The organism is Burkholderia sp. COPS, from assembly GCF_019425585.1.
GTDB lineage: Bacteria > Pseudomonadota > Gammaproteobacteria > Burkholderiales > Burkholderiaceae > Burkholderia > Burkholderia cepacia.
The window spans coordinates 42138-64596 of record NZ_WIXR01000032.1 but is presented as its reverse complement, the minus strand read 5'-3'; the positions used below and the strand labels follow the sequence as shown (position 1 = coordinate 64596).

The 22459-nt window shown below is 68.1% G+C and carries 23 protein-coding genes and 1 pseudogene; 15 read left to right on the top strand and 9 right to left on the bottom strand.

Annotated features, from left to right (window positions below):
• The 5 genes from FOZ70_RS38190 to FOZ70_RS25375 all read left to right on the top strand — a co-directional run.
• The coding region (locus tag FOZ70_RS38190; protein WP_258025723.1) for a DoxX-like family protein at window positions 1-310 on the top strand (310 nt) is incomplete at its 5' end.
• Window positions 307-777, top strand: a complete 471-nt coding sequence (locus FOZ70_RS25390) for a DUF2269 domain-containing protein (protein WP_021159932.1) — start codon at window positions 307-309, stop codon at window positions 775-777. The genes FOZ70_RS38190 and FOZ70_RS25390, both read left to right, overlap by 4 nt.
• Window positions 778-873: 96 nt before the next feature.
• On the top strand, window positions 874-1749 hold the full coding sequence (locus FOZ70_RS25385) for a DUF393 domain-containing protein (protein WP_219707126.1): 876 nt from the start codon (window positions 874-876) through the stop codon (window positions 1747-1749).
• Window positions 1746-3245: a TIGR01777 family oxidoreductase gene (locus FOZ70_RS25380; protein ID WP_219707124.1), complete on the top strand. Its 1500-nt coding sequence runs from the start codon at window positions 1746-1748 to the stop codon at window positions 3243-3245. The genes FOZ70_RS25385 and FOZ70_RS25380 overlap by 4 nt, the downstream gene beginning before the upstream one ends.
• Window positions 3246-3389: 144 nt before the next feature.
• Window positions 3390-4013 (top strand): glutathione S-transferase, encoded by a 624-nt coding sequence (locus FOZ70_RS25375; protein ID WP_021159929.1) that lies wholly within the window; start codon window positions 3390-3392, stop codon window positions 4011-4013.
• Between the two features lie 81 nt (window positions 4014-4094).
• On the opposite strand, the gene FOZ70_RS25370 is transcribed toward FOZ70_RS25375, so the two are convergent.
• Both FOZ70_RS25370 and FOZ70_RS25365 read right to left on the bottom strand, forming a co-directional pair.
• Window positions 4095-5504, bottom strand: coding sequence for a serine hydrolase (locus FOZ70_RS25370; RefSeq protein ID WP_219707122.1), 1410 nt, complete (start codon window positions 5502-5504; stop codon window positions 4095-4097).
• A 192-nt stretch (window positions 5505-5696) separates the two neighbouring features.
• Window positions 5697-5981: pseudogene (locus tag FOZ70_RS25365) on the bottom strand (hypothetical protein); the annotation flags it as partial.
• A gap of 88 nt (window positions 5982-6069) precedes the next feature.
• Here FOZ70_RS25365 and FOZ70_RS25360 point away from each other — a divergent pair.
• The 5 genes from FOZ70_RS25360 to FOZ70_RS25340 all read left to right on the top strand — a co-directional run bounded on the left by FOZ70_RS25360 (window position 6070) and on the right by FOZ70_RS25340 (window position 10264).
• The gene (locus FOZ70_RS25360; RefSeq protein ID WP_021159927.1) at window positions 6070-6489 is read left to right on the top strand and encodes an HIT family protein; all 420 of its coding nucleotides are present in this window, start codon (window positions 6070-6072) and stop codon (window positions 6487-6489) included.
• Between the two features lie 254 nt (window positions 6490-6743).
• Entirely contained in the window at window positions 6744-6908 is a 165-nt protein-coding gene (locus FOZ70_RS25355; RefSeq protein WP_021159926.1) for a hypothetical protein, read from the top strand.
• Between the two features lie 156 nt (window positions 6909-7064).
• On the top strand, window positions 7065-7724 hold the full coding sequence (locus FOZ70_RS25350; RefSeq protein ID WP_059857099.1) for an isoprenylcysteine carboxylmethyltransferase family protein: 660 nt from the start codon (window positions 7065-7067) through the stop codon (window positions 7722-7724).
• Window positions 7725-8102: 378 nt separating this feature from the next.
• On the top strand, window positions 8103-8540 hold the full coding sequence (locus FOZ70_RS25345; protein ID WP_027790397.1) for a hypothetical protein: 438 nt from the start codon (window positions 8103-8105) through the stop codon (window positions 8538-8540).
• A gap of 887 nt (window positions 8541-9427) precedes the next feature.
• Window positions 9428-10264: a bifunctional allantoicase/(S)-ureidoglycine aminohydrolase gene (locus FOZ70_RS25340; RefSeq protein WP_021164018.1), complete on the top strand. Its 837-nt coding sequence runs from the start codon at window positions 9428-9430 to the stop codon at window positions 10262-10264.
• A 251-nt stretch (window positions 10265-10515) separates the two neighbouring features.
• On the opposite strand, the gene FOZ70_RS25335 is transcribed toward FOZ70_RS25340, so the two are convergent.
• Entirely contained in the window at window positions 10516-11451 is a 936-nt protein-coding gene (locus FOZ70_RS25335; RefSeq protein WP_059496273.1) for a LysR family transcriptional regulator, read from the bottom strand.
• A 357-nt stretch (window positions 11452-11808) separates the two neighbouring features.
• Between FOZ70_RS25335 and FOZ70_RS25330 the strand changes: the two genes are divergently transcribed.
• The 3 genes from FOZ70_RS25330 to FOZ70_RS25320 are packed head-to-tail and all read left to right on the top strand — an operon-like array spanning window position 11809 to window position 14628.
• Window positions 11809-13245: an NAD-dependent succinate-semialdehyde dehydrogenase gene (locus tag FOZ70_RS25330; RefSeq protein ID WP_219707120.1), complete on the top strand. Its 1437-nt coding sequence runs from the start codon at window positions 11809-11811 to the stop codon at window positions 13243-13245.
• A 13-nt stretch (window positions 13246-13258) separates the two neighbouring features.
• Window positions 13259-13636: a carboxymuconolactone decarboxylase family protein gene (locus FOZ70_RS25325; protein ID WP_219707118.1), complete on the top strand. Its 378-nt coding sequence runs from the start codon at window positions 13259-13261 to the stop codon at window positions 13634-13636.
• Complete coding sequence (locus tag FOZ70_RS25320; RefSeq protein ID WP_059621810.1) at window positions 13633-14628, top strand: NAD(P)H-quinone oxidoreductase; 996 nt, start codon at window positions 13633-13635, stop codon at window positions 14626-14628. Before FOZ70_RS25325 ends, FOZ70_RS25320 begins: the two co-directional genes overlap by 4 nt.
• 175 nt (window positions 14629-14803) lie before the next feature.
• Here FOZ70_RS25320 and FOZ70_RS25315 read toward each other — a convergent pair whose 3' ends face one another.
• Both FOZ70_RS25315 and FOZ70_RS25310 read right to left on the bottom strand, forming a co-directional pair.
• Entirely contained in the window at window positions 14804-15154 is a 351-nt protein-coding gene (locus tag FOZ70_RS25315; RefSeq protein WP_042978265.1) for a VOC family protein, read from the bottom strand.
• A 173-nt stretch (window positions 15155-15327) separates the two neighbouring features.
• Window positions 15328-16122, bottom strand: a complete 795-nt coding sequence (locus tag FOZ70_RS25310) for an aminoglycoside phosphotransferase family protein (protein ID WP_219707116.1) — start codon at window positions 16120-16122, stop codon at window positions 15328-15330.
• Window positions 16123-16358: 236 nt separating this feature from the next.
• Between FOZ70_RS25310 and FOZ70_RS25305 the strand changes: the two genes are divergently transcribed.
• Together FOZ70_RS25305 and FOZ70_RS25300 are read left to right on the top strand one after the other, a co-directional pair.
• Window positions 16359-18479, top strand: a complete 2121-nt coding sequence (locus FOZ70_RS25305) for a PBP1A family penicillin-binding protein (RefSeq protein ID WP_219707114.1) — start codon at window positions 16359-16361, stop codon at window positions 18477-18479.
• An 8-nt stretch (window positions 18480-18487) separates the two neighbouring features.
• Window positions 18488-19099 (top strand): trimeric intracellular cation channel family protein, encoded by a 612-nt coding sequence (locus FOZ70_RS25300; RefSeq protein ID WP_060279686.1) that lies wholly within the window; start codon window positions 18488-18490, stop codon window positions 19097-19099.
• A gap of 29 nt (window positions 19100-19128) precedes the next feature.
• Here FOZ70_RS25300 and FOZ70_RS25295 read toward each other — a convergent pair whose 3' ends face one another.
• From FOZ70_RS25295 to FOZ70_RS25280, 4 genes are all read right to left on the bottom strand, one after another.
• Window positions 19129-19512 (bottom strand): VOC family protein, encoded by a 384-nt coding sequence (locus tag FOZ70_RS25295; protein ID WP_219707112.1) that lies wholly within the window; start codon window positions 19510-19512, stop codon window positions 19129-19131.
• Between the two features lie 104 nt (window positions 19513-19616).
• Window positions 19617-20438, bottom strand: a complete 822-nt coding sequence (locus FOZ70_RS25290) for a heme ABC transporter ATP-binding protein (RefSeq protein ID WP_219707110.1) — start codon at window positions 20436-20438, stop codon at window positions 19617-19619.
• A gap of 19 nt (window positions 20439-20457) precedes the next feature.
• A complete protein-coding gene (locus FOZ70_RS25285) occupies window positions 20458-21546 on the bottom strand; it encodes an iron ABC transporter permease (protein WP_219707108.1) in 1089 nt (362 codons plus the stop codon).
• 15 nt (window positions 21547-21561) lie between these two features.
• Complete coding sequence (locus FOZ70_RS25280) at window positions 21562-22443, bottom strand: helical backbone metal receptor (RefSeq protein ID WP_219707148.1); 882 nt, start codon at window positions 22441-22443, stop codon at window positions 21562-21564.
• Window positions 22444-22459 lie beyond the last annotated feature (16 nt).

Here is a 22459-nt window from a genome sequence, read left to right as displayed (position 1 = left end):
CATCGCCAGCGCGTTCATCCATCCGCTGCCCGCGAGCCTCGCGCTGCTCGCGCCTGCGCACCTCACGGGGCTGCCCGCGCTGATCGCGTTGTACGCGGCCAGCGCGCTGGACTTCGCGTTCGGCATCGCGACCGTCGTCGCACCTTCTCGGCGCCTGTGGGCTGCGCAGGCGACGCTGATCGTCGCGTACTCGGCCGTCATCGCGGTCACGATGCCGGCGCTGCTCGCCGAGCCGTTCGGCCCCGTGCTCAAGAACGTGCCGATTCTCGCGATCCTGTTGATCCTTTTTTCAGAAGAAGAACAAGCATGAATACCTATCTCGTCATCAAGGCGCTTCACATCCTGTCCTCCGTGCTGCTGGTCGGCACCGGCTTCGGCACCGCGTTCTACCTGTTCTTCGCGAACCGCACGCAGTCGGTGCCGGCGATCGCGGCCGTGTCGCGCCTCGTGGTGCGCGCGGACTGGTGGTTCACGACGCCGGCCGTGATCTTCCAGCCGGCATCGGGGCTCTGGCTCGCGCACACCGCCGGCTGGCCGTGGCATACGCCGTGGCTGCTCGCGTCGATCGTGCTGTATGCGATCGCCGGTGCGTGCTGGCTGCCGGTCGTGTGGCTGCAGCTCGAACTTGCATCGATGGCGAAGCTCGCCCATGCGAACGGCGACGCCGCATTGCCGGAGCGTTACTGGCGCTATGCGAAGCGCTGGGAACTGCTCGGCTACCCGGCGTTCTTCGCGATGCTGTCCGTCTACTTCCTGATGGTGCTCAAGCCGATGTAAGCACGTGGCCGCCGCCGCACGGGAGCGGCGGTACGGCGTGCGGGAAAGCAGTCGATCGATTCACGATGCACGCAAGAACAAGAAGGAATGCGAATCATGGAATCAAGTGAACTGGTGCTGTACTTCGACGGACGATGTCCGTTATGTGTCGCGCAGATACGGCGTCTCGGTGCCCGCGACGCGCAGCGGCGGCTGGCTTTCGTCGATATCGCCGGGCCGGGCTTCGACCCGGCGCCGCTGGGCGTCGGCCTGCCCGCGCTGAATCTAGAGCTTCATGCGCGTCTGTCGGACGGACGCATGCTGACCGGGGTGGACGGCATCCTCGCCGCCCATGCGCTGACCGGGCGCGGCTGGCTCGTCCGGCTGCTTCGCGTGCCGGTCGTGCGCGGCGTGCTGGCACCGCTGTATCGCCGCGTCGCGCGCAACCGGCACGCCGTTTCGCGCTGGCTCGGCTATCGCACCGAAGCGGCGTGCGACGGGCGGGCATGCGATAGCGACCGTGCCGCCGAACCCGCCGAACCCGCGGCCGATCGTCCCGCGCGCGATGACATGCGCCGCATCGTGGTGACCTGGATGTACGGCGCGGCGCTTGCCCACCTGCTCGTCGGCATCGCCGTTCCGTGGGTGGCCGGCACGCCGTGGCTCGACGCGTATCACCGCGTCATCGAGCTGCATTTCTGGGCGGGTACGGCGCCCGGCCCGGCGCGTGCGCAGCAGGTCTGGTGGATGTCGCTGATCGGCGCGACGGTGCAATGCGCGTCGGTCTGGATGCTGGCGCTCGTCCACCTCGGCAACCGGCTGCGCCGGCGGGAAGTGTGGGGGTGGCTGCTGGCCGGCCTGTCGATCTGGGCGCCGCAGGACATGCTGTTTTCATTGCAGGCCCGAGTATCGGGCCACGTGGCGATCGACGCGGCGGCGCTCGTTGCGATGGTGCCGCCGCTTGTGTGGCTGTGGAGGAGGGATACCCCATGAACACCTTGCCTGCTTACGACTGGGCGCTCAACCTGCTGATCGTGCAGGGCGCGATGGGCGCATTCGATACGCTCTATCACCACGAGCTCACGCAGGATCTGCCGCACAGCCCACGCGCGCGGCTCGAGCTGGGGATTCACGCGGTGCGCTCCGTGCTTTACGGTCTCGTGTTCGCGTCGATCGCGAACGTCGCCTTTCACGGCGCGTGGGTCGCGGCCCTCGCGGCGGTGGTGGTCGTCGAGGTGGTGCTGACGTTGTGGGATTTCGTCGTCGAGGACCAGAGCCGCAAGCTGCCGGCGACCGAGCGCGTGCTGCACACGCTGCTGGCCGTCAACGGCGGCGCGCTGTTCGGGATGATCGCGATGCAGCTGGCCGTCTGGGCGCACGAGCCGACCGCGCTTCAGGTACTCGACCTCGGCTGGCGCGGCGGGTTGCTGAGCGTGTTTGCCGTCGGCGTGACGGTATCGGGCATCCGCGACGGAATCGCGGCCTGCCGGATCGCGCAACGCGCGCCGGCCGCCAATCCGTTCGCGGGGCAGCCGCCGGGGAACGTGCTCGTCACGGGCGGCACCGGCTTCATCGGCGAAACCCTCGTGAACCATCTGCTCGATGCGGGCCATACGGTCACGTTGCTGGCGCGCGACCCGCTGCGCGCGGCCTACTTGTTTCAGGGCCGTGTGCGCAGCGTGACGTCCGCCGGACAACTGCAGCCGCACGAGCGTTTCGACACGGTCATCAACCTCGCGGGGGCGCCGGTGCTGGGCGCGCGCTGGAGCAAGCGCCGGCAGGCGGTGCTGCTCGCCAGCCGCGTCGGCGTCACGGAATCGCTGATGCGCTGGGTCGAGACCGCCGAGGTCAAGCCCTGTACGTGGATCCAGGCGTCGGCGATCGGCTACTACGGCGTGCGGCCTGCCGACGAGCGGCTCGACGAGCGCAGCAGCGCCGGCGCCGGCTTCATGTCCGGGCTGTGCCGGCAGTGGGAGCTTGCCGCGCAGCCGCTCGAGCGCCACGGCGTGCGCACGGTGGTGCTGCGGCTGGGCGTCGTGTTCGGCCCCGGCGGCGCGTTGCGCCCGATGCTGCTGCCGCACTACTTCGGGATGGGCGGGCGATTCGGCGACGGCACGCAGGTGATGAGCTGGATACACCGGGACGACGTGCTGCGGATCATTGCACGCGTGATGTCGAACGCGGGCATGCACGGCGTCTACAACGCGGTCGCACCGGCGCCGTTGACCCAGCGCGAGTTCGTGCAGGTCGTGTCGAAGGTGTTGCGTCGCCCGGCCTGGCTGCACGTGCCGGCCGCGCCGCTGCGCGTCGCGATGGGCGAGATGGCCGAGCTGCTGCTGGACGGGCAGCGGGTGATGCCGGCGCGGCTGCATCAGGACGGATTCATGTTCCGGTTCCCGACGGCCGAGCACGCGCTGCGTGACCTGACGAACCGGCCGCATGGAGATTTCGCGCACGCGGCCTGCCGTTTGCCTCGCGGTCGTGTTTGACCGCTCTGCCCGTGCCCCGAAGGAAGTTCTCCAGGGGGAAAAGGACGGAGGTTCCCGGAGCAAACCTGCTAAATTCGGCGTGAATGCGTTCGTGGCGCGTCGTGCGCCCCGAACGCTCCGCATCCGACCTCACAAGGAGACTGCATGCTGCACATCCTCGGCAAGATTCCGTCCATCAACGTCCGCAAGGTGCTGTGGCTGTGCACCGAACTGAACCTGCCGTTCGAACAGGAAGACTGGGGCGCGGGCTTTCGCACGACCAACGATCCGGCCTATCTCGCGCTGAACCCGAACGCGCTCGTGCCCGTCATCAAGGACGACGATTTCGTGCTCTGGGAATCGAACACGATCATCCGCTACCTCGCGAACCGTTACGGCGGTGACGCGCTGTATCCGGCCGAGCCGCAGGCGCGTGCGCGGGTCGACCAATGGATCGACTGGCAGGGCGCGGACCTGAACCGCTCGTGGGTCGGCGCGTTCCTCGGCCTCGTGCGGAAATCGCCCGATCACCAGGATCCGGCCGGCATCGCGCAGTCGATCGCAGGCTGGACGAAGCACATGCAGGTGCTGAACGCACAGCTCGAAAAGACGGGCGCGTACGTGGCCGGCGACACGTTCACGCTCGCGGACATTCCGATCGGCCTGTCGGTGAACCGCTGGTTCGGCACACCGTTCGAGCATCCGGAATTGCCGGCGGTGTCGCGCTATATCGAACGTCTCGCGACGCGCGAAGGCTTCAAGCAATACGCGGGCAGCGCGAATCCGTAAGGCCGGGCCGGCAGGGTGTGAAGCGGCCGTGTTGCAATCGCTGCCGCTTCACGCCTGATTCATCGATCCACGTACCCGTCGTCACGCGCCGGGCGCCGGCACCGCGTCGAGCACGCGCGCAAGAAACGCCTCGTGGTTCCACGCGGATTCCGGCCGCGACAGCCCGAGCCGCACGACCACCAGTTGACGGCTCGGCACCACGCTCACGAACTGGCCTTCATGGCCGACCGCATGAAACGCGTCGGCCGGCATCGCGACCGCGTGCGGATCGCGATCGTTGAACGGCTCCGGCACCTTGACCCACAGCTGCGCGCCGTATTCCTGGCGCGACGACTGCGGCGTCGCGCGCGTCAGGTAGCGTACCCAGCCGTCCGGCAGCAGCCGCTGCCCGTCCCACACGCCGTCCTGCAGCAGAAGCTGCCCGAAGCGCGCCCAGTCGCGTGCGCTCGCATACATGTACGACGCACTGACGAATGTGCCCGACACATCGGGCTCGAACACCGCGCTGCGCATGCCGAGCGGCGCGAACAGCGCGCGATGCGGAAACGCGAGGTAGTCGTCCTCGCCGCCGCCCAGCGCTTCGCGCATCACGCGCGCGACGATCGCGCTCGTCCCGCTCGAGTAAGACCACTGCGTGCCGGGTGTCGCCGCGAGCGGCTTCGCCGATGCGAACCGCGCGGTATCGGGCTGCGTGAACAGCATCAACGCGACGTCGGACAGCGGGTCGTCGTAGTCCTCGTTGAATTGCAGGCCGCTCGTCATCCGCAACAGCTCGTCGAGCGTGATGGCCGCGCGCGGATCGCCGCTGCCGCGCCATTCGGGCAGCAGCGCCGACGTATCGGGCGACAGCTTGTGTTGCGCGACGAGCGCGCCGGCCAGCGCGGCCGTCACGGTCTTCGTCATCGACCAGCCGGGCAGCGGCGTGTCGGCCGTGAAGCCGGGCGCATAGCGTTCGGCGATCACCTGGCCGCGCCACATCACGACGACCGCGCGCGTGCGCCGCGGTCGTGCCGGATCGGGCTCGTCGAACGCGCGGTCGAGCGCGGTCTGCAGTTTCCGTGCGTCGATGCCGGCCGGCGGCGTGGCCGGTGCGGCTAGTGCGGGCTGTGCGGGCGGCGGATCGGGGAGGGGCGGCAGCGCGGCCGGCAACGCGGCGGGCGACGGCCCGATCGCGAGCGTGCAGCCGAGCCCGGGCCGGAAGTCGGCTTCGCGCCGGGCGAAGCCGGCGAAGGTCGCCACGGCGCGATGATGGTCGGGATCGATCGACGGGCGGACCAGTTTCAGCAGCGGATGCACGCCGGCCATGATGTCGACGTCGATCACGGACGCGGCAGGGCGGCCCGATACGTACACGCCGGAACACAGCGCCTTCGCCGCATAACCGGTCGCGACCGGCGCGAGCCGGGACAGCATGTAGCCCGTGTAGCCGATCGCGGCGACGACCGCGAGCGCGACGCCGCGCAGGATCGGCTTCTTGAAGGGGATCGTCATGCGCGGGTGTCCTCGGTTGTCTGAAGGCGGAACACGAACCGGCAGTGTCGCAGGTTCGGGCCGGCGGTGGCAATCGCGAGGGGCGGCGATGCCGGGCAGCGTCGACAGCGCGCAGATAACCCGGCATGTGCGAATCGTGTGTGTCGATCGCGGATGTCGAACGGGCCGCGCGCGGCCCGTTCAAGCGGCGCATCACTGCGTGTTGTTGTCGTCGGAGCGCAGGGTCCGGTCCGTCGCGGTATTCGTGTTGTCGTCGACGGCCGCGAATTGCCGCTGGCCTTTGCTGCCGTGCCCGAACGCCGGGCCGAACGCGGCCCCGGGAACGGTGTCGACCTGCATTTGCGCGACGGAGCGCCCGTCCACCGTGAATTCGACGATCTCGCTCGGCTGCTGCGCGTCGGCGTTGATCGCGTCGCCGTTCGCGGTCACGAGATGCCCGTTCGGCGCGAGCGCCAGCGTGAGCGGGCCTGACAAGTTGAAATCCGACCCGTCGCCGGCCGATAATCGTCGGGCATTGCACTCCCGCTTTACCGCTTTCCCAGTCCAACCGATATCGGAAACCGACATGTCCTACGACAACAACAACCCGTTCGCCAGAATCCTGCGTGGCGAACTGCCGTGCGTGAAGGTCGCGGAAGACGACACGACGCTCGCGATCATGGATCTGATGCCGCAGGCCGACGGCCACGTGCTCGTGATCCCGAAGGAGCCGGCCGCGCAGATCTTCGACTTGTCCGGCGATGCAGCCGCGGCCGGCATCCGCATGACGCAGCGCGTCGCGGCGGCGGTGCGCGCGGCGCTCGAGCCGGACGGTGTGTTCATCGGCCAGTTCAACGGCGCGGCAGCCGGCCAGACGGTTCCGCACGTGCACTTCCACGTGATCCCGCGCTGGGAGGGCGCCGAGCTGCGGATGCATGCGCGCGAGATCGCCGACGCGGCGACGCTCGAAGCGCTCGCGCAGCGCATTCGCGCGCGCTTCGTGTAACGCGTCGATTGCACGCGGCACGGCGCGCGGCGGCACACCGGCCGGCCGCCGCGCCATCGTCTGTTTCAGCGGTCATGCGAGGTAACACGTGTAACCGGCGGCGAAACTCGTCCCGGCCGGCCCGGCGCTAGACTCGGCGCATTGCTTCATCGAGCGACAGGAAGGGCGGATCGTCTCTTCGTGCCGGCCGCCGCACCTTGCGGCGGCGCGGCGTTCGCGAGGTGCCATTCGTCTTTCGCGCCGGGAATCGAGCCATGTCCAGACTTCTCATCACGCTTGCCCTGATCGGCGGCCTGTCCGGCTGCTACGTCGCGCCGCCGTACGGCTACGCGCCCGCGCCGGTCTACTACGGTTATGCGCCGGCGTATTACGCGCCGCCTGTCAGCGTCGGGATCGGCGGCCACTTCCGCATCCGCTGATCCGGCACCGGGCGCGGGCCCCGGCCGCCCCGGCCAGGGTCGTGGCGTTGTGCCGGACGATGCGCGCGGATTCGCGCGCCGCATCACGGCGGTGCGCTGCGCGGCGTGCGCGCGGTTCCTATACTTCACAGGAAAGCGCACTCCGGCGAGGCAGTCATGACAGTCACCCGCAAGGTCGCCGCCCTGTCAGGCATCTCCACGCTCGTTTATCTCGGGCTCGCGGTGCTCGGCAGCGGCGGGTTCGCGGCCTTCTTCTCGCATCCGCCGCTGACCGTCGTCGTCGTCGCGACACTCGCGATGGCCGTCGCGGCGATGTTCACCGAAGGCAACCTGAGCAGCGGCGAGCGCGAGAACCGCGACAACCGCTGGGTGCTCGCGGCGTTCGCGGTGAGCGGGTTCCTGCTGGCCTACCTGCCCGCGCTGACCGACCGGCTCGACTTCTGGACCTTCGGCGGCGACGCGGTGCGCTGGGCCGGCGTTGTGCTCTACATCGCGGGCGGCGTGCTGCGCATCTGGCCCGTGTTCGTGCTCGGCAAGCGCTTCAGCGGGCTCGTCGCGATCCAGCCGGGCCATACGCTCGTGACCGACGGCATCTACCGCCGCATCCGCAATCCGAGCTATCTCGGCCTGCTCGTCAATTCAGTCGGCTGGGCGCTCGCGTTCCGCTCGGGTGTCGGCGTGCTGCTGGTCGTGTTGACGATGATCCCGCTCGTCGCGCGTATTCGCTCCGAAGAGGCGCTGCTGCGTGCGCAATTCGGCGCCGAGTACGACGCGTATTGCGCGCGAACCTGGCGGCTGCTGCCCGGCGTGTACTGACCCCCTTCATTTTTCCCGGATGGTCGTTTCCGGGCCCGCTCACGACACGTGCCCGATGTGTTGCCACGTGTGTCGCAAACGGGCGACGCCCCGCATGGGCGACCCGTCGTCGCGCAGGGCCGGAACCTCGGCAGAGCCAATGCCGGCGCGGGTTTGCGGGCATTCTGGTGCGGGCGTTCGGGGGCGCCTATTCGTAAACAACTTGTTACCAGAATGTCGACGGCAAGGATGCGGGACCGGTGCTATTCTTCGCCGCAAGCTCATTGAAATGAATTGGTCCGCGGTTCGGCACAATGCCGGATCCGACGTCGATCGATTCAGATCGTCGTACCGAGCGGACCTTCGATAACCAGATTGCGAACAAGGAAGAATACGGGAATGTGGAAGAAAATCGCCCCCGCTCTCGTCGTCGCCGCGCTGACCGGCGCGACTGCGCTGCCGGCCCTGGCAGGTGACATGAACAACGCGCTTGGCGGCGCGCTCGGCGGGGTAGCCGGCGCAGCGGTCGGCGGTGCGCTCGGCGGCAGCACGGGCTCGGTGATCGGCGGCGCCATCGGCGGCGGCGCGGGCGGCGCGGTGACGTCGAACCGTCGCGAGCGCACCGGCGCGATCATCGGCGGCGCCCTCGGCGGCGGCGCAGGCACCGCGGCAGGCAACGCGATGGGCGGCCGCACGGGCGGCCTGCTGGGTGCGGCGGTCGGCGGCGGCGCCGGCGCGGCGCTCGGCGGCAACATGTCGCGCAGCTCGTACGAGCGCGATCATGGCGATCGTGGTTATCGCCACCGCAAGCATCGTCACCACCGCGACTGGGACTGATCGCCGCCCGCGCGGCACGGTGCGCGAACCGCGCACCGGCGCGTAGACGGCGTCGGTTTCCGACGCGAGATTCGGCCCGGCGGCCTGCCGGGCCGCCATCGCCGGTTAGACCGGCGAACGTTTTCCGGCTTCACCAGCCGCGGCCGGATGCCCGATCGACGGGCCGGCCAGTTTCCCCTCCTCGCAGCATTTCCCCGTTTTCCGGCTACACCGCCTCTCGCGACGGAATGCGTTCGCGCAGCGTCGACATCCTTGGCGTTCCGTTCGACCCCCGTTCGATCCGCGTTCTGTCCCGTTGCCCCGTTTCGGTCCGACGACGGCTCATGATCGGTGCGGAACGGCTCGCAGCCTTGCACGCTTCGGCGCACGCCGATCTGCGTAACCGGATGTATCGCGACCCGCGTGCGCGACGGGCGTGACCGCAGTGCATACCCGCGCCTCCAGCGCCGCCGGCGTGCGTTTGCACGGCCCGCCCGTCAGGATTTCCCGGATAGTCAGACCGTCGCGCCGCGCTCCGTCACCGCGTATCGCGGGTGCCGGCAGGTAGTGGGAAATCGAATGGAATCCATCGCAACATTTAATTGGTCGATTGCGAACGACTTCGCTATCGTCGGCGATGCTCGCGTACGGCGTCGAACCGTGCCGCCGGCCGCGCGTCGCCGCATGAACGCGAGCGCCACGGCCCGGCCGCCGGCCACAAGCATGGGCCGCTGCGTCCGATGAACCGGACGAACCCGTCGCGAAGCCTGGCCGACCGAACGAAGGCGCGTGCGCTTTCAAGCCACCCCGGCAACGATGTCCCGCCGCCGCATGCGTGCCCCACACGCATGCGTGTCGCCGATGCCGTTGGCGCCCGGGGCCGGACCAACCCATTGCCTGGATGCACTATGTCTAAGACAACGTATTACGCGCCGCACGGCGGCCACCCGCCGCAGACCGATCTGCTGACCGATCGCGCGATGTTCACCGAGGCGTACGCGGTGATCCCGAAGGGTGTGATGCGCGACATCGTCACGAGCTGGCTGCCGTTCTGGACGAACACGCGCCTGTGGGTGATCGCCCGCCCGCTGTCGGGTTTCGCGGAAACCTTCTCGCAGTACATCGTCGAAGTGAACCCGGGCGGCGGCAGCGACAAGCCCGAGCAGGACAAGAACGCCGAAGCCGTGCTGTTCGTCGTCGAAGGCGAAGCGGAGCTGACGCTGCAGGGCACGAAGCACGTGCTGACGCCGGGCGGCTACGCGTTCATTCCGCCGGGCGCCGACTGGACGCTGCACAACGTCAGCGATGCCGCAGTGCGTTTCCACTGGGTGCGCAAGCATTACCAGGCCGTCGACGGCATTCCGCTGCCGGAAGCATTCGTGACCAACGAGCAGGACGTCGAGCCGATCCCGATGCCGGGTACCAACGGCGCATGGGTGACGACGCGCTTCGTCGACATGAGCGACATGCGCCACGACATGCACGTGAACATCGTGACGTTCGAACCGGGCGGCGTGATTCCGTTCGCTGAAACGCACGTGATGGAGCACGGGCTGTACGTGCTCGAAGGCAAGGCCGTCTATCGCCTGAACCAGGACTGGGTCGAGGTCGAAGCGGGCGATTTCATGTGGCTGCGCGCGTTCTGCCCGCAGGCATGCTATTCGGGCGGCCCTGGCCGCTTCCGCTACCTGCTGTACAAAGACGTGAACCGTCACATGAACCTGACGCTGAATCCGGCGCGCTGAAGCGCCGCGCAAGTCGGACACGAAAGGCCGCCGGTGCAAGCCGGCGGTTTTTTTTCGGGCGCTTCGTGGGGCGGAACGTCGGCGAACGGCTGCAATGGATCGGGAACCGGTCGCGACACATCGAGTCCGGCACGAGCGGCACGGTATGCGGATTCGTCGATCCGCCGTAATGGCAGTGTCACAACCGCATACGCTCAATGCGAGGAGGGCGGCACCGCGAAACCGGATACCCATGCCGACCGCGAAGTGGCTCATGAGACCGTGATGGCGAGCTCCTCCGCATACGCATTCAACTGGTCACCTACCCGCACCTTCAGTACATCGATGAACCGTTTGATTTTCGCGTCGACGAACTGACGGGACGAATACATCGCATACACGTTGCGCTGAGCGGTGTGGAATTGAGGCAGGACACGAACGAGCGATCCTTTTCGCAACTCGTCGATTGCCGAGAAGGCGGCGATCAGCCCGATTCCGGCGCCTTCCTGCAACACAGTGGACATGGCATCCATGTCGTTGACACCGAAGTACGATCCCGTCGGACGATACACCGCGTCACCGGCCCTGCCTTGCAGATGCCACTCGTCGGGTGCGTAATCGACCGTGCTGAGGAGCACACACGTGTGATCGGCGAGATCTTCCACACATTCGGGAGCCGGATGCCGTGCCAGATAATCGGGCGATGCCGCCAGAACGCAATGGCTTGCACCGATCTTCTGGCTCACATACGCCGAGTCCGGCAGGGTGCGCGCAATCACGATCGCCACGTCGAGCTGCTCTTCCAGCAGATTCGGCATTCGCTGCGACAGCATGAGATCGACCGATACTTCCGGGTATGCGCTTCGATAGGCCAGCACGGCTTGCGAAACCAGTCGACGGCCCAATCCGGGAACCGCGTGCACGCGTAATACACCGCGCGGCTCCAGGAGCGCATCGCGGGCTTCCGCTTCTGCCCGCTCGATGTCCGACAGGATCGCAACGCTGCGCTCGTAAAAACGTCGCCCCGCATCGGTGACCACGAGCCGTCGCGTCGAGCGCTGCAGCAACCGCGTATTGAGATTGTCCTCGAGTACCGAGACCGCTCGGGAAATGTTGCCGACCGTCGTATCGAGGTGGTTTGCGACAGCCGTGAAACTGCCCATCTCGACCACTTTCGCAAACACCGACATGGTGTGAACCTTGTCCATTACGCACCCTGGTTTTGAATTTTTCGTCGAATCGCTGCGTTTCGGCCCGCGCGAGCCAGTGATCATAGAGCGCGCGCCTGTTCCATGCAGTCAGCGCGCAAGAGCGTGTCGTTTTTGCGCATCCTTTCAATATGCCTTCATGCCGGCAGGGGATTTTCTCTCCCGAGACAAGATTCATTCTTTCCGGCCCCTCTAAGTTGCCGCCGGCTTCACCCCTAGACTGGGTCCCGAAGTCAGGCAGTCAGAACACGGACGTTTGAAACCCGAGCTCGGCCCGACACGGCGTGGCGCGGTTCCCCTATCCGGCTCGCGGCGAACACATATTGAATCGTATTCCTAACCATAGAAGGCAATACCATGGACATCAGTTACGACGCACTTCACCTTTTCATCAACGGCGAATGGATCGGCGCGAGCGAACGCGAAACGGCGCCGGTGATCAATCCCGCCACGCAAATCGAGATCGGGCGCGTGCCGCTGGCGACGGCAGCCGACCTGGATCGCGCCCTGCAGGTCGCCGCGCAGGCGTTCGACGTCTGGCGCAACACCGTGCCGGCCGAACGCGCGCGCGTTCTCAAGCGCGGGGCGGAGCTGATGCGCGAGCGCGCCGAGCACATCGCGACCGTCATGACGCTCGAGGAAGGCAAACCGCTGGCGGAAAGCCGCGACGAAGTCCTGCGGGCCGCCGACTATTTCGAATGGTTCGCCGAAGAGGCGCGTCGTATCGACGGCCGCGTGGTGCCGTCCAACCGCCCGGGTGTGCAGCAGCTCGTGAAGAAACAGGCGATCGGGCCTGTCGCCGCCTTCACGCCGTGGAATTTTCCGGCGATTACCCCGGCGCGCAAGCTGTCCGCCGCACTCGCCGCCGGATGCAGCGTCATCATCAAACCCGGCGAGGAAAGCCCCGCAACGGCGCTCGCGCTGGCACGCGCACTGGATGACGCCGGTTTGCCGAAGGGCGTGCTTCAAGTCGTGTTCGGCGTGCCCGACGAGGTGTCGAAGCACCTGATCGCTTCCCCGGTCATCCGGAAGGTGACGTTCACGGGCTCGGTGCCGATCGGCCGTCTGCTGTCGGCGCGCGCAGCCGAAGGCGTCAAACCCATCACGCTGGAGCTGGGCGGCCACGGGCCCGTCCTCGTTTTCAACGATGCGGATGTCGAGAAGGCTGCGGTCGAAGGCGCGGCGAACCGCTTTCGCGGGACGGGCCAGATCTGCATCTCGTCGACGCGCTTCCTGATCCAGCGCGAAGTCTACGACACGTTCGTCGGGCACTTCGTGCGTGCCGCCAACGCGCTCAAGGTCGGGAACGGCATGGATGCGGGCACGCAGGTCGGGCCGCTGGCCAATCCGCGCCAGCTCGCCAAGATGGAGGAACTCATCGCCGATGCGGTGGAGCGTGGCGCAACGGTTCTCGCCGGCGGAAAGCGCATCGACGGTGAAGGGTACTTCTTCGAGCCCACGGTGCTGGCCGACGTCCCGAAGGACGCGCGCGTGATGCACGAAGAGCCGTTCGGCCCGATCGCGGTGCTGATGCGCTTCGATGCGCTCGCCGACGGGCTCGCCGAAGCGAACCGGTTGCCGTACGGGCTCTCCGCCTACGCGTTCACGAGCAGTGCGCGCACGGCCATCGATGTGGCAGACGGTCTCGAAGCCGGCATGATCGGCATCAACCAGTACCGCATCGTCTCGACCGAACTCCCGTTTGGCGGCATGAAGGAAAGCGGCCATGGTTCGGAAGGCGGCGCCGAGGGCATCGAGTATTACCTGACACGCAAATTCATCAGCCAGGTTTAAAAGGAGCACCGACATGTCTCATGCAGATTTCAGCAGCCCGCGGGAAGCCGCACGCGCCTTTACGCCGACGCTCTCGGCATTCGTCGACGACACGCTCTATCCGCGCATCTGGAACGACCCGGCGCTGTCGCCGCGCGACCGCAGCCTCGTGACCGTCGCCGCGCTGATCGCGGGCGGCCATCTCGACGAGTTGCCGGCGCACCTGCGTCGTGCCGTGACGAACGGTGTCACGCGGGAAGAGCTGTCGGCGGCCATCACTCACCTCGCGTTCTATGCGGGGTTTCCCGCGGCGATCTCGGCATCCGCCGCGGCGCAGGCAACGCTTGGCGCGCAACCTCGGTCCGACGATGTCGCCGGCCATTCATCCATGACGCAGGAAGGTGTGAAATGAAAGCCATCACATTCAGCGAATTCGGCGAGGCCGAGGTTCTCCAGCTCGCCGAGGTCCAGGCACCCGAAGTTCGTCCCGACGATCTGCTGGTGCGCGTCCATGCCGCAGGCGTGAATCGCGCGGATCTTACGCATCGGCGAGGAGGATACGGCCGGCCGAACTTCGGCGACTCGACGATCATGGGGCTCGAAATCGCCGGCGAGGTGATCGAGACCGGACCTTCCGTTCAGGGTTACAAGGTCGGCGATCGTGTCATGGGCGTAGTGGGCGGCGGGGCCTATGCAGAACTGGCGCGCATCGACTGGAGAATGGCGATGCCCATTCCCGCAACGATCGACTACGTGCACGCGGCGGCGATACCGGAAGTCTTCGTCACTGCGCACGAAGCGTTGTTGCATCTTGGCCGGTTGCAGCATGGCGATTCGGTGCTGGTTCACGCGGCGGCGGGCGGAGTGGGTTCCGCAGCAGTCCAGCTGGCCTACGCAACCGGCGCGACGATATTCGCGACCGCCGAAGCTTCGAAGCTGGAACGGATCGTTCAACTGGGTGTGGACCATGCGATCGACTACAAGACGCAGGACTTCGCGGAAGTCATCGCCGACAAGACAGACAAGCGCGGTGTCGACGTGGTTATCGACTTCGTCGGTGCACCGTATTTCGCGCGGAACATCGCATCGCTCGCAAACGGAGGGCGGCTGGTGCAGGTCGGCATTCTGGGTGGGGGCGGTGACGTGAGCGTGAGCCTCGAACAGATCCTGTACCGTCATCTGCAAATCATCGGCACGGTGATGAAGTCGCGCGACCAGCGCGAGAAACACGCGATGGTCCGACGGTTTCGTGAACATTGGCTGGACCGCTTTGCGGGAGGGGCAGGCCTGGAACCGGTCGTCGACAGCGTGTTTCCTCTCGCCGATGCCGCGGCTGCCCATCGACGGATGGAGTCGGCCGTGAACGTCGGAAAGATCATCCTGACGATGGGCGAAAACGCCTGAGGTGGCGTTTGCTCATGTCGGATGCCTGTGCATGAAGCTGTTGGGGCAGGTGAACGGAGCGAAGCGATCACCCGGCCGGATTGCGTGATCGACATTCGTCGCAACTCTTGCAACGGCCCTTCGTCGCCGCCAAGCGGTCGTTCGCAGGACGTGCGATGAAGTGGAAAGCCGCGGGCTAGTCGCGGCACATGCAAAGCTCGAACTCGTGTCCGTCGGGGCTGCTCAATACAATGCTTTTCATGGACTCGATCTTCAATCCGTCCATCACGATGGAGGCTCCGTTTTCTGTTGCCCGCTTCACGAATTCGTGAAGCGCCTTTTCTTCGAACTCGAAGACAGGGACGGAGCCGCTACCTTTTATCTCGTCTCCGAAATCGTTTAACAAAAGGCCCAGTCTGTTTGTGCCGATCATGAATTCGGTCCACTTGCCGGACCGCTTGAGCGGTGCGTATCCAAGTAGCCGCTCCCAGAAAGAAGCGGACGTCTCCATATCACTCACCTTCAAATACACGGTTCGAAGTTTCATGACGTGTCCCGGAAACGGATGCGAATCGAATGTATCAGACGCCAAAATAATTGGTTCACGGCAGCGTCGGCCTGGCTCATGCAGTGATTGACGCTCGAGCATGATGCGCCGGGCATGACCGTCCATCAGCGGGCGTGCGTTACCGGCCCCGTTTTCATGGCCGGTGCGTATCGCTACAGATCGAGCGAGATTGCCGCGAGTCGCGCAACCTGCAACCGCGTGTCGGGCAGCAAGTCATCCTCCATCAGCCACACGGCCGACAGGCCCGCCCACGCGAGAATCCACTGCAGCAGCCGACGGCGATCGAGTCGCGCGGCATCGGACACGCACACGACGCGTTGCGTGAAGCGCGCCGGATCGGCCGCGATCTCGTGCGCGGGATTGCAGAACAGGTTCGCGTAGTCGAACGCACGATCGCCGCGCAACCCTTTCGGGTCGATCGCGAGCCAGCCGCGATCGCCGAAATGAAGAATGTTGTCGTGATGGATGTCGCCGTGCAGGACGACTTCGTCGACGGGCGGCCCGGCCAGCAGCTCGCGCGCGATCGTTGCCGAGCGATGCAGCACGTCGTTGCCGACGTCATCCGACAGCAGCGAACGGAACCAGTCGCGCAACGGCACGACCGAAACCGGCTCCGGCGCGCGATGCGCGTGCAGCCGGGCGACGACGCCGCATGCGATGCGCATCGTGTCGTCGTCGTGACCCGATGCGGACAAATGGGCCAGCGACGGCGCGGGCTGCGCGCGCTCGAGCAGGATCGCGTCGCTGTCGTGCTGCCACACCTGCGCCGCGCCGTGCCCGTTCCACCACGTCATCAGCGCGTTGCCGCGCCGCTCTTCGTCGCAGGTGGCGACCTTCAGCATCGCAGGCTGCGCCTGCCAGAGAACGGGCAACAGGCCGCCGCTCGCGGTCAGGATCGGGCCGCCGTCGGGTACGAGGCCCCACAGGGCGAGGTATCGATCGAACATCCCACGATGCTACAGGCGAAACGGATCGCGCGCAGCGCGGTTCTCCCGGCCGTGTTTGACGTGCCCGCATGTTCGACGTGAGCGGCCCGACGCACTTTCCTAAATAAAATTTAGCCTGCCAAACTTTGGCTAAAGAATGTTCCGGTTTCGCGCGATCCCTTCGACAATGCGCGCCTTTCGTGACGGTCGGTGCATATCGCGCGCCGGCCGTCGCAGCATCGAAGAAGGAGCCCGACATGACCGACCACACCGCATCCCCTCCGCCGCCGCCCGTGCCGCCGCCGCGCCGCCGTCGCGCATGGCGCACGCTCGCGGGCGCGCTGCTCGGCCTGACGCTCGCGTGCGCGGGCATCGGCGCATGGACGATCCATCGCATCTGGACGCAGCTGCCGTCCGTCGAGCACCTCGCCGTCTATCGTCCCGCGCTGCCGCTGCGGATCTTCTCGCGCGACGGCGACCTGCTCGCCGAATACGGCGTCGAGCGGCGCGAGTTCGTGCCGCTCGAACGCATCCCGCCGCTGATGCGGCACGCGCTGCTCGCGGCCGAGGACGCGAAGTTCTATCAGCACGGCGCGGTGGATGTCGGCGGCCTCGCGCGCGCGACGTTCGCGAACGTCGTGACGGGGCAGCCGGGGCAGGGCGGCAGCACGATCACGATGCAGGTCGCGCGCAACTTCTACCTGACGCGCGACAAGGTGCTGAGCCGCAAGCTCGCCGAGATCCTGATGGCGGCCAAGCTCGAACGTGAATACAGCAAGGACAAGCTGCTCGAGCTGTACATGAACGAGATCTACCTGGGTGAGCGCGCATACGGTTTCGCGGCGGCGGCGAACGTGTATTTCGGCAAGCCGCTCGACGCGCTGAACGCGGGCGAGGCGGCCGTGCTCGCGGGGCTGCCGAAGGCGCCGTCCGCGTTCAACCCGGTCGTCAATCCGGCGCGCGCGACCGCGCGGCGCAACTACGTGCTCGGGCGGATGCATGCACTCGGCCAGCTCGACGATGCGACTTATCGCGCGGCCGTCGACGCGCCGATCGCGCTGGCGACCACGCCGCCGCCCGGGATCGTCGCCGCGCCGTACGTCGCCGAACGCGCGCGCCGGATGATGGTCGAGCGCTTTCACGACGACGCCTATACGCTCGGCCTCGATGTGACGACGACGATCTCGATGCGCGACCAGCGCGCGGCCGAAGCCGCGCTGCAGCGTCAGCTGAGCCGGCAGCCGGGCGCGAAGCGCGATGCGCGCAACGGGCTCGAAGGCGCGCTCGTGTCGCTCGATGCGGCCACCGGCGACATGCTCGCGCTCGTCGGCGGCGTGGATTTCAATCGCAACGTGTTCGACCATGCGCTGCAGGCGTATCGCCAGCCGGGTTCGAGCTTCAAGCCGTTCGTCTATTCGGCCGCGCTGGAGAAGGGCTACTTCCCGGGTGTACTCGTCGACGATACGCAGCGCACGCTCACCCATGAGGAAACCGGCGCGCGGCCGTGGCGTCCGCGCAATTTCGGCAACCGCTACGAGGGTTTCATCCCGGTGCGGCGCGGGCTCGTGCGCTCGAAGAACCTGGTCGCGGTCAGCCTGATGCAGGCCACCGACGCGCGCTACGTGCAGCAGCACGCGGTGCATTTCGGTTTCGACGCGCAGCGCAATCCGGCGTCGCTGCCGCTCGCGCTCGGCGCGGGCGCGGTGACGCCGCTCGAACTCGCGAGCGCGTACAGCGTGTTCGCGAACGGCGGGACGCGAATGGAGCCGCGCCTGATCCTGTCGGTGAAGCAGCGCCACGGCGGCGCGATGTACGAGGCCACGACGCCGGAAGGTGCGCGCGTCGTGTCGGCGCGTAACGCGTTCTTGATGGACAGCATGCTGCGCGACGTCGTGAAGGCCGGCACCGCGCGCGGCGCGCTCGCGCTGCGCCGCGACGACGCGGCCGGCAAGACGGGCACGTCGAACGGGTCGAAGGATGTGTGGTTCGCCGGCTACTCGTCGGGCATCGTCGCGGTCGCGTGGCTCGGCTACGACACGCCGCGCCCGATGGGGCGCGCGACCGGCGCGACGCTGGCGCTGCCGGTCTGGCTCGACTACATGAAGACGGCCGTCGACGGACGCACGCCGGTCGATGCGACGCCGCCGCAGGACGTCGCGCTCGTCGACGGCGATTTCGTCTACGCCGAATACGCGCGCGGCACGTGCACGGCCGACGTGCCGCCGTACATCCGCAGCCGCTTCGCGTGCGGCGGCGCGGCAGCACAGGACGCCTCCGATGCGCCGGCCGGCAGCGGCAAACCCGACGCGCCGCTGCCCGCGGCCGTCGACGCGGCCGAGCGCGAACGCGTGCTCGACCTGTTCCGTACCGACGACTGACGCGCACCATGCATACGCTTTATCTGATTGCGATCGTCGCGGAAGCGATGTCGGGTGCGCTGATGGGCATGCGGCGCGGGATGGACCGCTTCGGGCTCGCGCTCGTCGGTGCGGTGACGGCGCTCGGCGGCGGCACCGTGCGCGACGTGTTGCTCGGCCACTATCCGCTCGGCTGGATCGCGCATCCCGAATACCTGGTGATCACGCTCGCCGCGGCAACCGTCGCATCGTGGGCCGCCCGGCATGTCGCGCGAATGAAGACGCTGTTCGTCACCGTCGACGCGATCGGCCTCGCCGCGTTCACGATCATCGGCTGCGACATCGGCGCGTCGACCGGCGCCGCGCCGATCATCGTCGTGCTGGCCGGCGCGATCACCGGCGTGTGCGGCGGGATGCTGCGTGACCTGCTGTGCAACGAGATGCCGCTGATCCTGCGCGAGGAACTGTACGCGAGCGTCGCGTTCGTGACGGGCGCTTTGTACGTCGGGATGCAGCATCTCGCGGTCGATGCGGGCGCGGCGACCGTGGTCGCGCTGGCGGCCGGTTTTTCGATGCGGATGCTGGCCGTGCGGCTCGGATGGAAGATGCGGACCTTCGGCGCGGCCGACGTCGGGCATTGACGCGCGGCGGCGAGGCGGCGCGGCGGCGTTCAGTCCGGCTGCATCACCTGGAAGACATTGCCTTCCGGATCGATGCCGTCGAGCAGCCGGTACGGGAATCCGTCGAAGCGCTTGACGTCGCGCACGGTGACGCCGTCGCGCGCGAGACGGCCGCGATGCGCTTCGATGTCGGCGTCGATCCGGAAGACGAGCTTCACGTTGTTCGTCGCGGGGGGCGCATTCGACGGCGCGGCCGCGTGGCGGAACGCCAGGCCCGCCAGATGCAGGGCGAGTTCGATCGCACCCGCGTCGAGCACCGCCCATTGACCGTCGATTTCCTCGATGACGGGCAGATCGAAATGGCGTTGATAGAACGCCTTCAGCAGCGTGACGTCCTGGACGTACAGGATGATGCGGGTCATCGGAAGCGGCATGGGGTTTCCTCGAAGGGGAAGCGCGAAGCGCGAATGAGGTCGCTTGAAAGTCGAACGTGCTGATCAACGGGCAGGAAGCGGCCGCCCGGCACGCGTCCTCGGCGTCACGCCGGGACCATGACCGGCGGCGCACCGTCGCCGGTTTCCACCATCTTCACGGAAAACCCGTAGCACTGCGCGATATGCGCGGGCGTCATCACGTCGCGCGGCGTGCCGTGCGCGACGATCGTGCCGTCGGCGAGCATCGCGATCGTATCCGCGTGCCGCGCGGCGAGGTTCGGATCGTGGACGATCGCGAGCACGCCGAGCCGCCATTCGCGCGCGACCGAGCGCACGGTGTCGAGCAGCCGGTGCTGGTGCGCGAGGTCGAGCGCGGCGGTCGGTTCGTCGAGCAGCAGGTAGCGCGGGCCGCTTTCCGTCGCCTCGTCGTCCGGCCACAGCTGCGCGAGCACGCGCGCGAACTGCACGCGTGCGAGTTCGCCGCCCGACAGCGTGGTGACGTCGCGGCCGACGAGCGCGTCGGCGCCCGCGCGTTCGAGCGCGCGCCACGCGATGTCGCGATCGTGATGCGGCGTCGCGCCGCTGCGCCGCGCATGCGGATAGCGGCCGAGCAGCACGATTTCGTCGACGCTGAACGGGAAGGCCGGTTGCGCGGCCTGCGGCAGCACCGCGCGCAGGCACGCGAGGCGCGGCGCGTCGATGCGCGCGAGCGGTTCGCCGTTCAGCGTGATGTCGCCGGTCACGCGCACGCCGTTCGGCGCGACGCTGCCGGTCAGCTCGCCGGCGAAGGTCTTCAGCAGCGTGCTCTTGCCCGCGCCGTTGCGGCCGAGCAGCGCGGTCACGCGGCCCGGTTCGATCGACAGCGACAGGTCGCGGAGGATCGCGTTGTGGCGGCGCGCGACGTCGAGATGGTGAGCGGTCAGCATGGTCGTCGTGAAGAAAGGGTTACCCGCCGAGCGCGCCGCGGCTTTTCCACAGCAGCGCGAGAAAGAACGGTGCGCCGAGCAGCGCGGTCAGCACGCCGAGCGGAATGTCGGCCGGCGCCGCGACCGTGCGCGCGGCGAGATCGGCGGCGAGCGTCAGCAACGCGCCGAGCAGCGCGGCGCCGGGCAGCACGACGCGCTGGTCGGGGCCGCACGCGAGGCGCACGCAATGCGGCGCGACGAGCCCGATGAAGCCGATGATGCCGGCGCACGAGACCAACGCGCCGACCGCGAGCGCGACCGCAACGAGCACGCGCCGCTTCAGGCGCTGCACGGGCACGCCGAGGTGCAGCGCCTCGGTTTCGCCGAGCTGCAACGCGTTCAGCGCGTCGCGTTCGCGTGCGAGCAGCACGCAGCCGAGCGCGACGCACGGCGCGACGGCCGCGAGCGCGGACCATTGCGCGCCGCCGAGGCTGCCGAGGCTCCAGAAGGTCAGCGAGCGCAACTGCGCATCGTCGGCGACGAACGTGAGCAGCCCGATCGCCGCGCCGGCCAGCGCATTGATCGCAATGCCGGCGAGCAGCAGCAGCGGCAACGCGAGCCGGCCGCGCGCCGCGGCGAGCCGGTAGACGAGCGCGGCGACCGCGAGCGCGCCCGCGAACGCGGCGACGGGCAACGCGGCGGCACTTGCGTGTGCGGCGAACAGCACGGGGCCGAGCACGATCATCGTGGTCGCGCCGAGTGCCGCGCCGCTCGACACGCCGACGAGCCCCGGATCGGCGAGCGGGTTGCGGAACAGTGCCTGCATCGCGGCGCCGGCCGCGCCGAAGCCGCCGCCGACCAGCAGTGCGAGCGCGACGCGCGGCGCGCGGATGTCGAGCAGCACCGCGCGCGCCTGCTGCGCGGCGGCATCGCCGGTCAGCGCGGCCCAGGCTTCCGTGAGCGGAATGCGGTACGCGCCGACGCACAGCGCGACGACGGACATCGCGCACACGAGAACGGCGAGCGTGGCCAGCGCGAACGGCGCGAAGCGGCGCGACGTGCCCATGCGCGCGGCGCCGGAGCGCGACGCGGGCGACGGGGCGGGGAAGGGCGAAGCATGAGCGGGCATCGGGGCGATCCGGGATCAGGCGAGCGCATCCGACAGCCGTCGGTGCAGGGTCGTGACGGCGAGCGGCAGGCGTGGGCCGAAGCCGAGCAGGAACAGGGCATCCAGCGACACGACGCGTTGCGCGCGGCCGGCCGGCGTCGCGCCGAAGCCGGGCGTGGCGAGCAGCGCCGCGCGCCCGCCGACGGCCGCGAGCCCTTCGTCGGAAATCAGCACGACGTCGGGCGCGGCGGCGGCGAGCGCCTCGGTCGTCAGCGGCTTGTAGTGATCGAAACCCTGCATCGCGTTGCGTGCGCCCGCGTAGCGGATCATCGCGTCGGCGGCCGTGCGCTGGCCGGCGACGAGCGCCTGGTTGCCGGTATGGTTCAGCACGAACAGCACGCGCGGCGGCTGCGCGCCGCCGGGCGCGGGGGCAGCGACCGCGTCACGCGCGGCCTGCCAGTCGCGATCGAAACGTTGCAGCAGCGCGGTGCCCGCGTCGCGCACGTCGAGCGCCTGCGCGACGCCCGTGATCTTCGCGCGGGCCGATTCGACGTCGTGCCGTTCGTCGAACGTCGTCACCGCGACGCCGGCGCCTTTCACCTGCGCGATCGCGGTGGGCGGGCCGGCTTCCGCCGACGCGAGCACGAGATCGGGCCGCAGCGACAGCAGCCCCTCGGCCGACAGCGCGCGCTGGTAGCCGACTTTCGGCAAACGCTTCGCGGCATCGGGATACGTGCAGGTCGTGTCGGCGCCGACGAGCCGGTAGCGCGGCGTCTCGGCGCCGCCGAGCGCGAACGCGGTTTCCGCGAGTGCGCCGCCGATCACGACCACGCGCTTCGGCGCAGCCGGTGCAGCCTGGGCGAGCACGCTGCCGGGCAGCGCGCCGGCGAGCGCGCCGGCCGCCGCGCCCGCCAGCATCGCGCGGCGGCGCGGA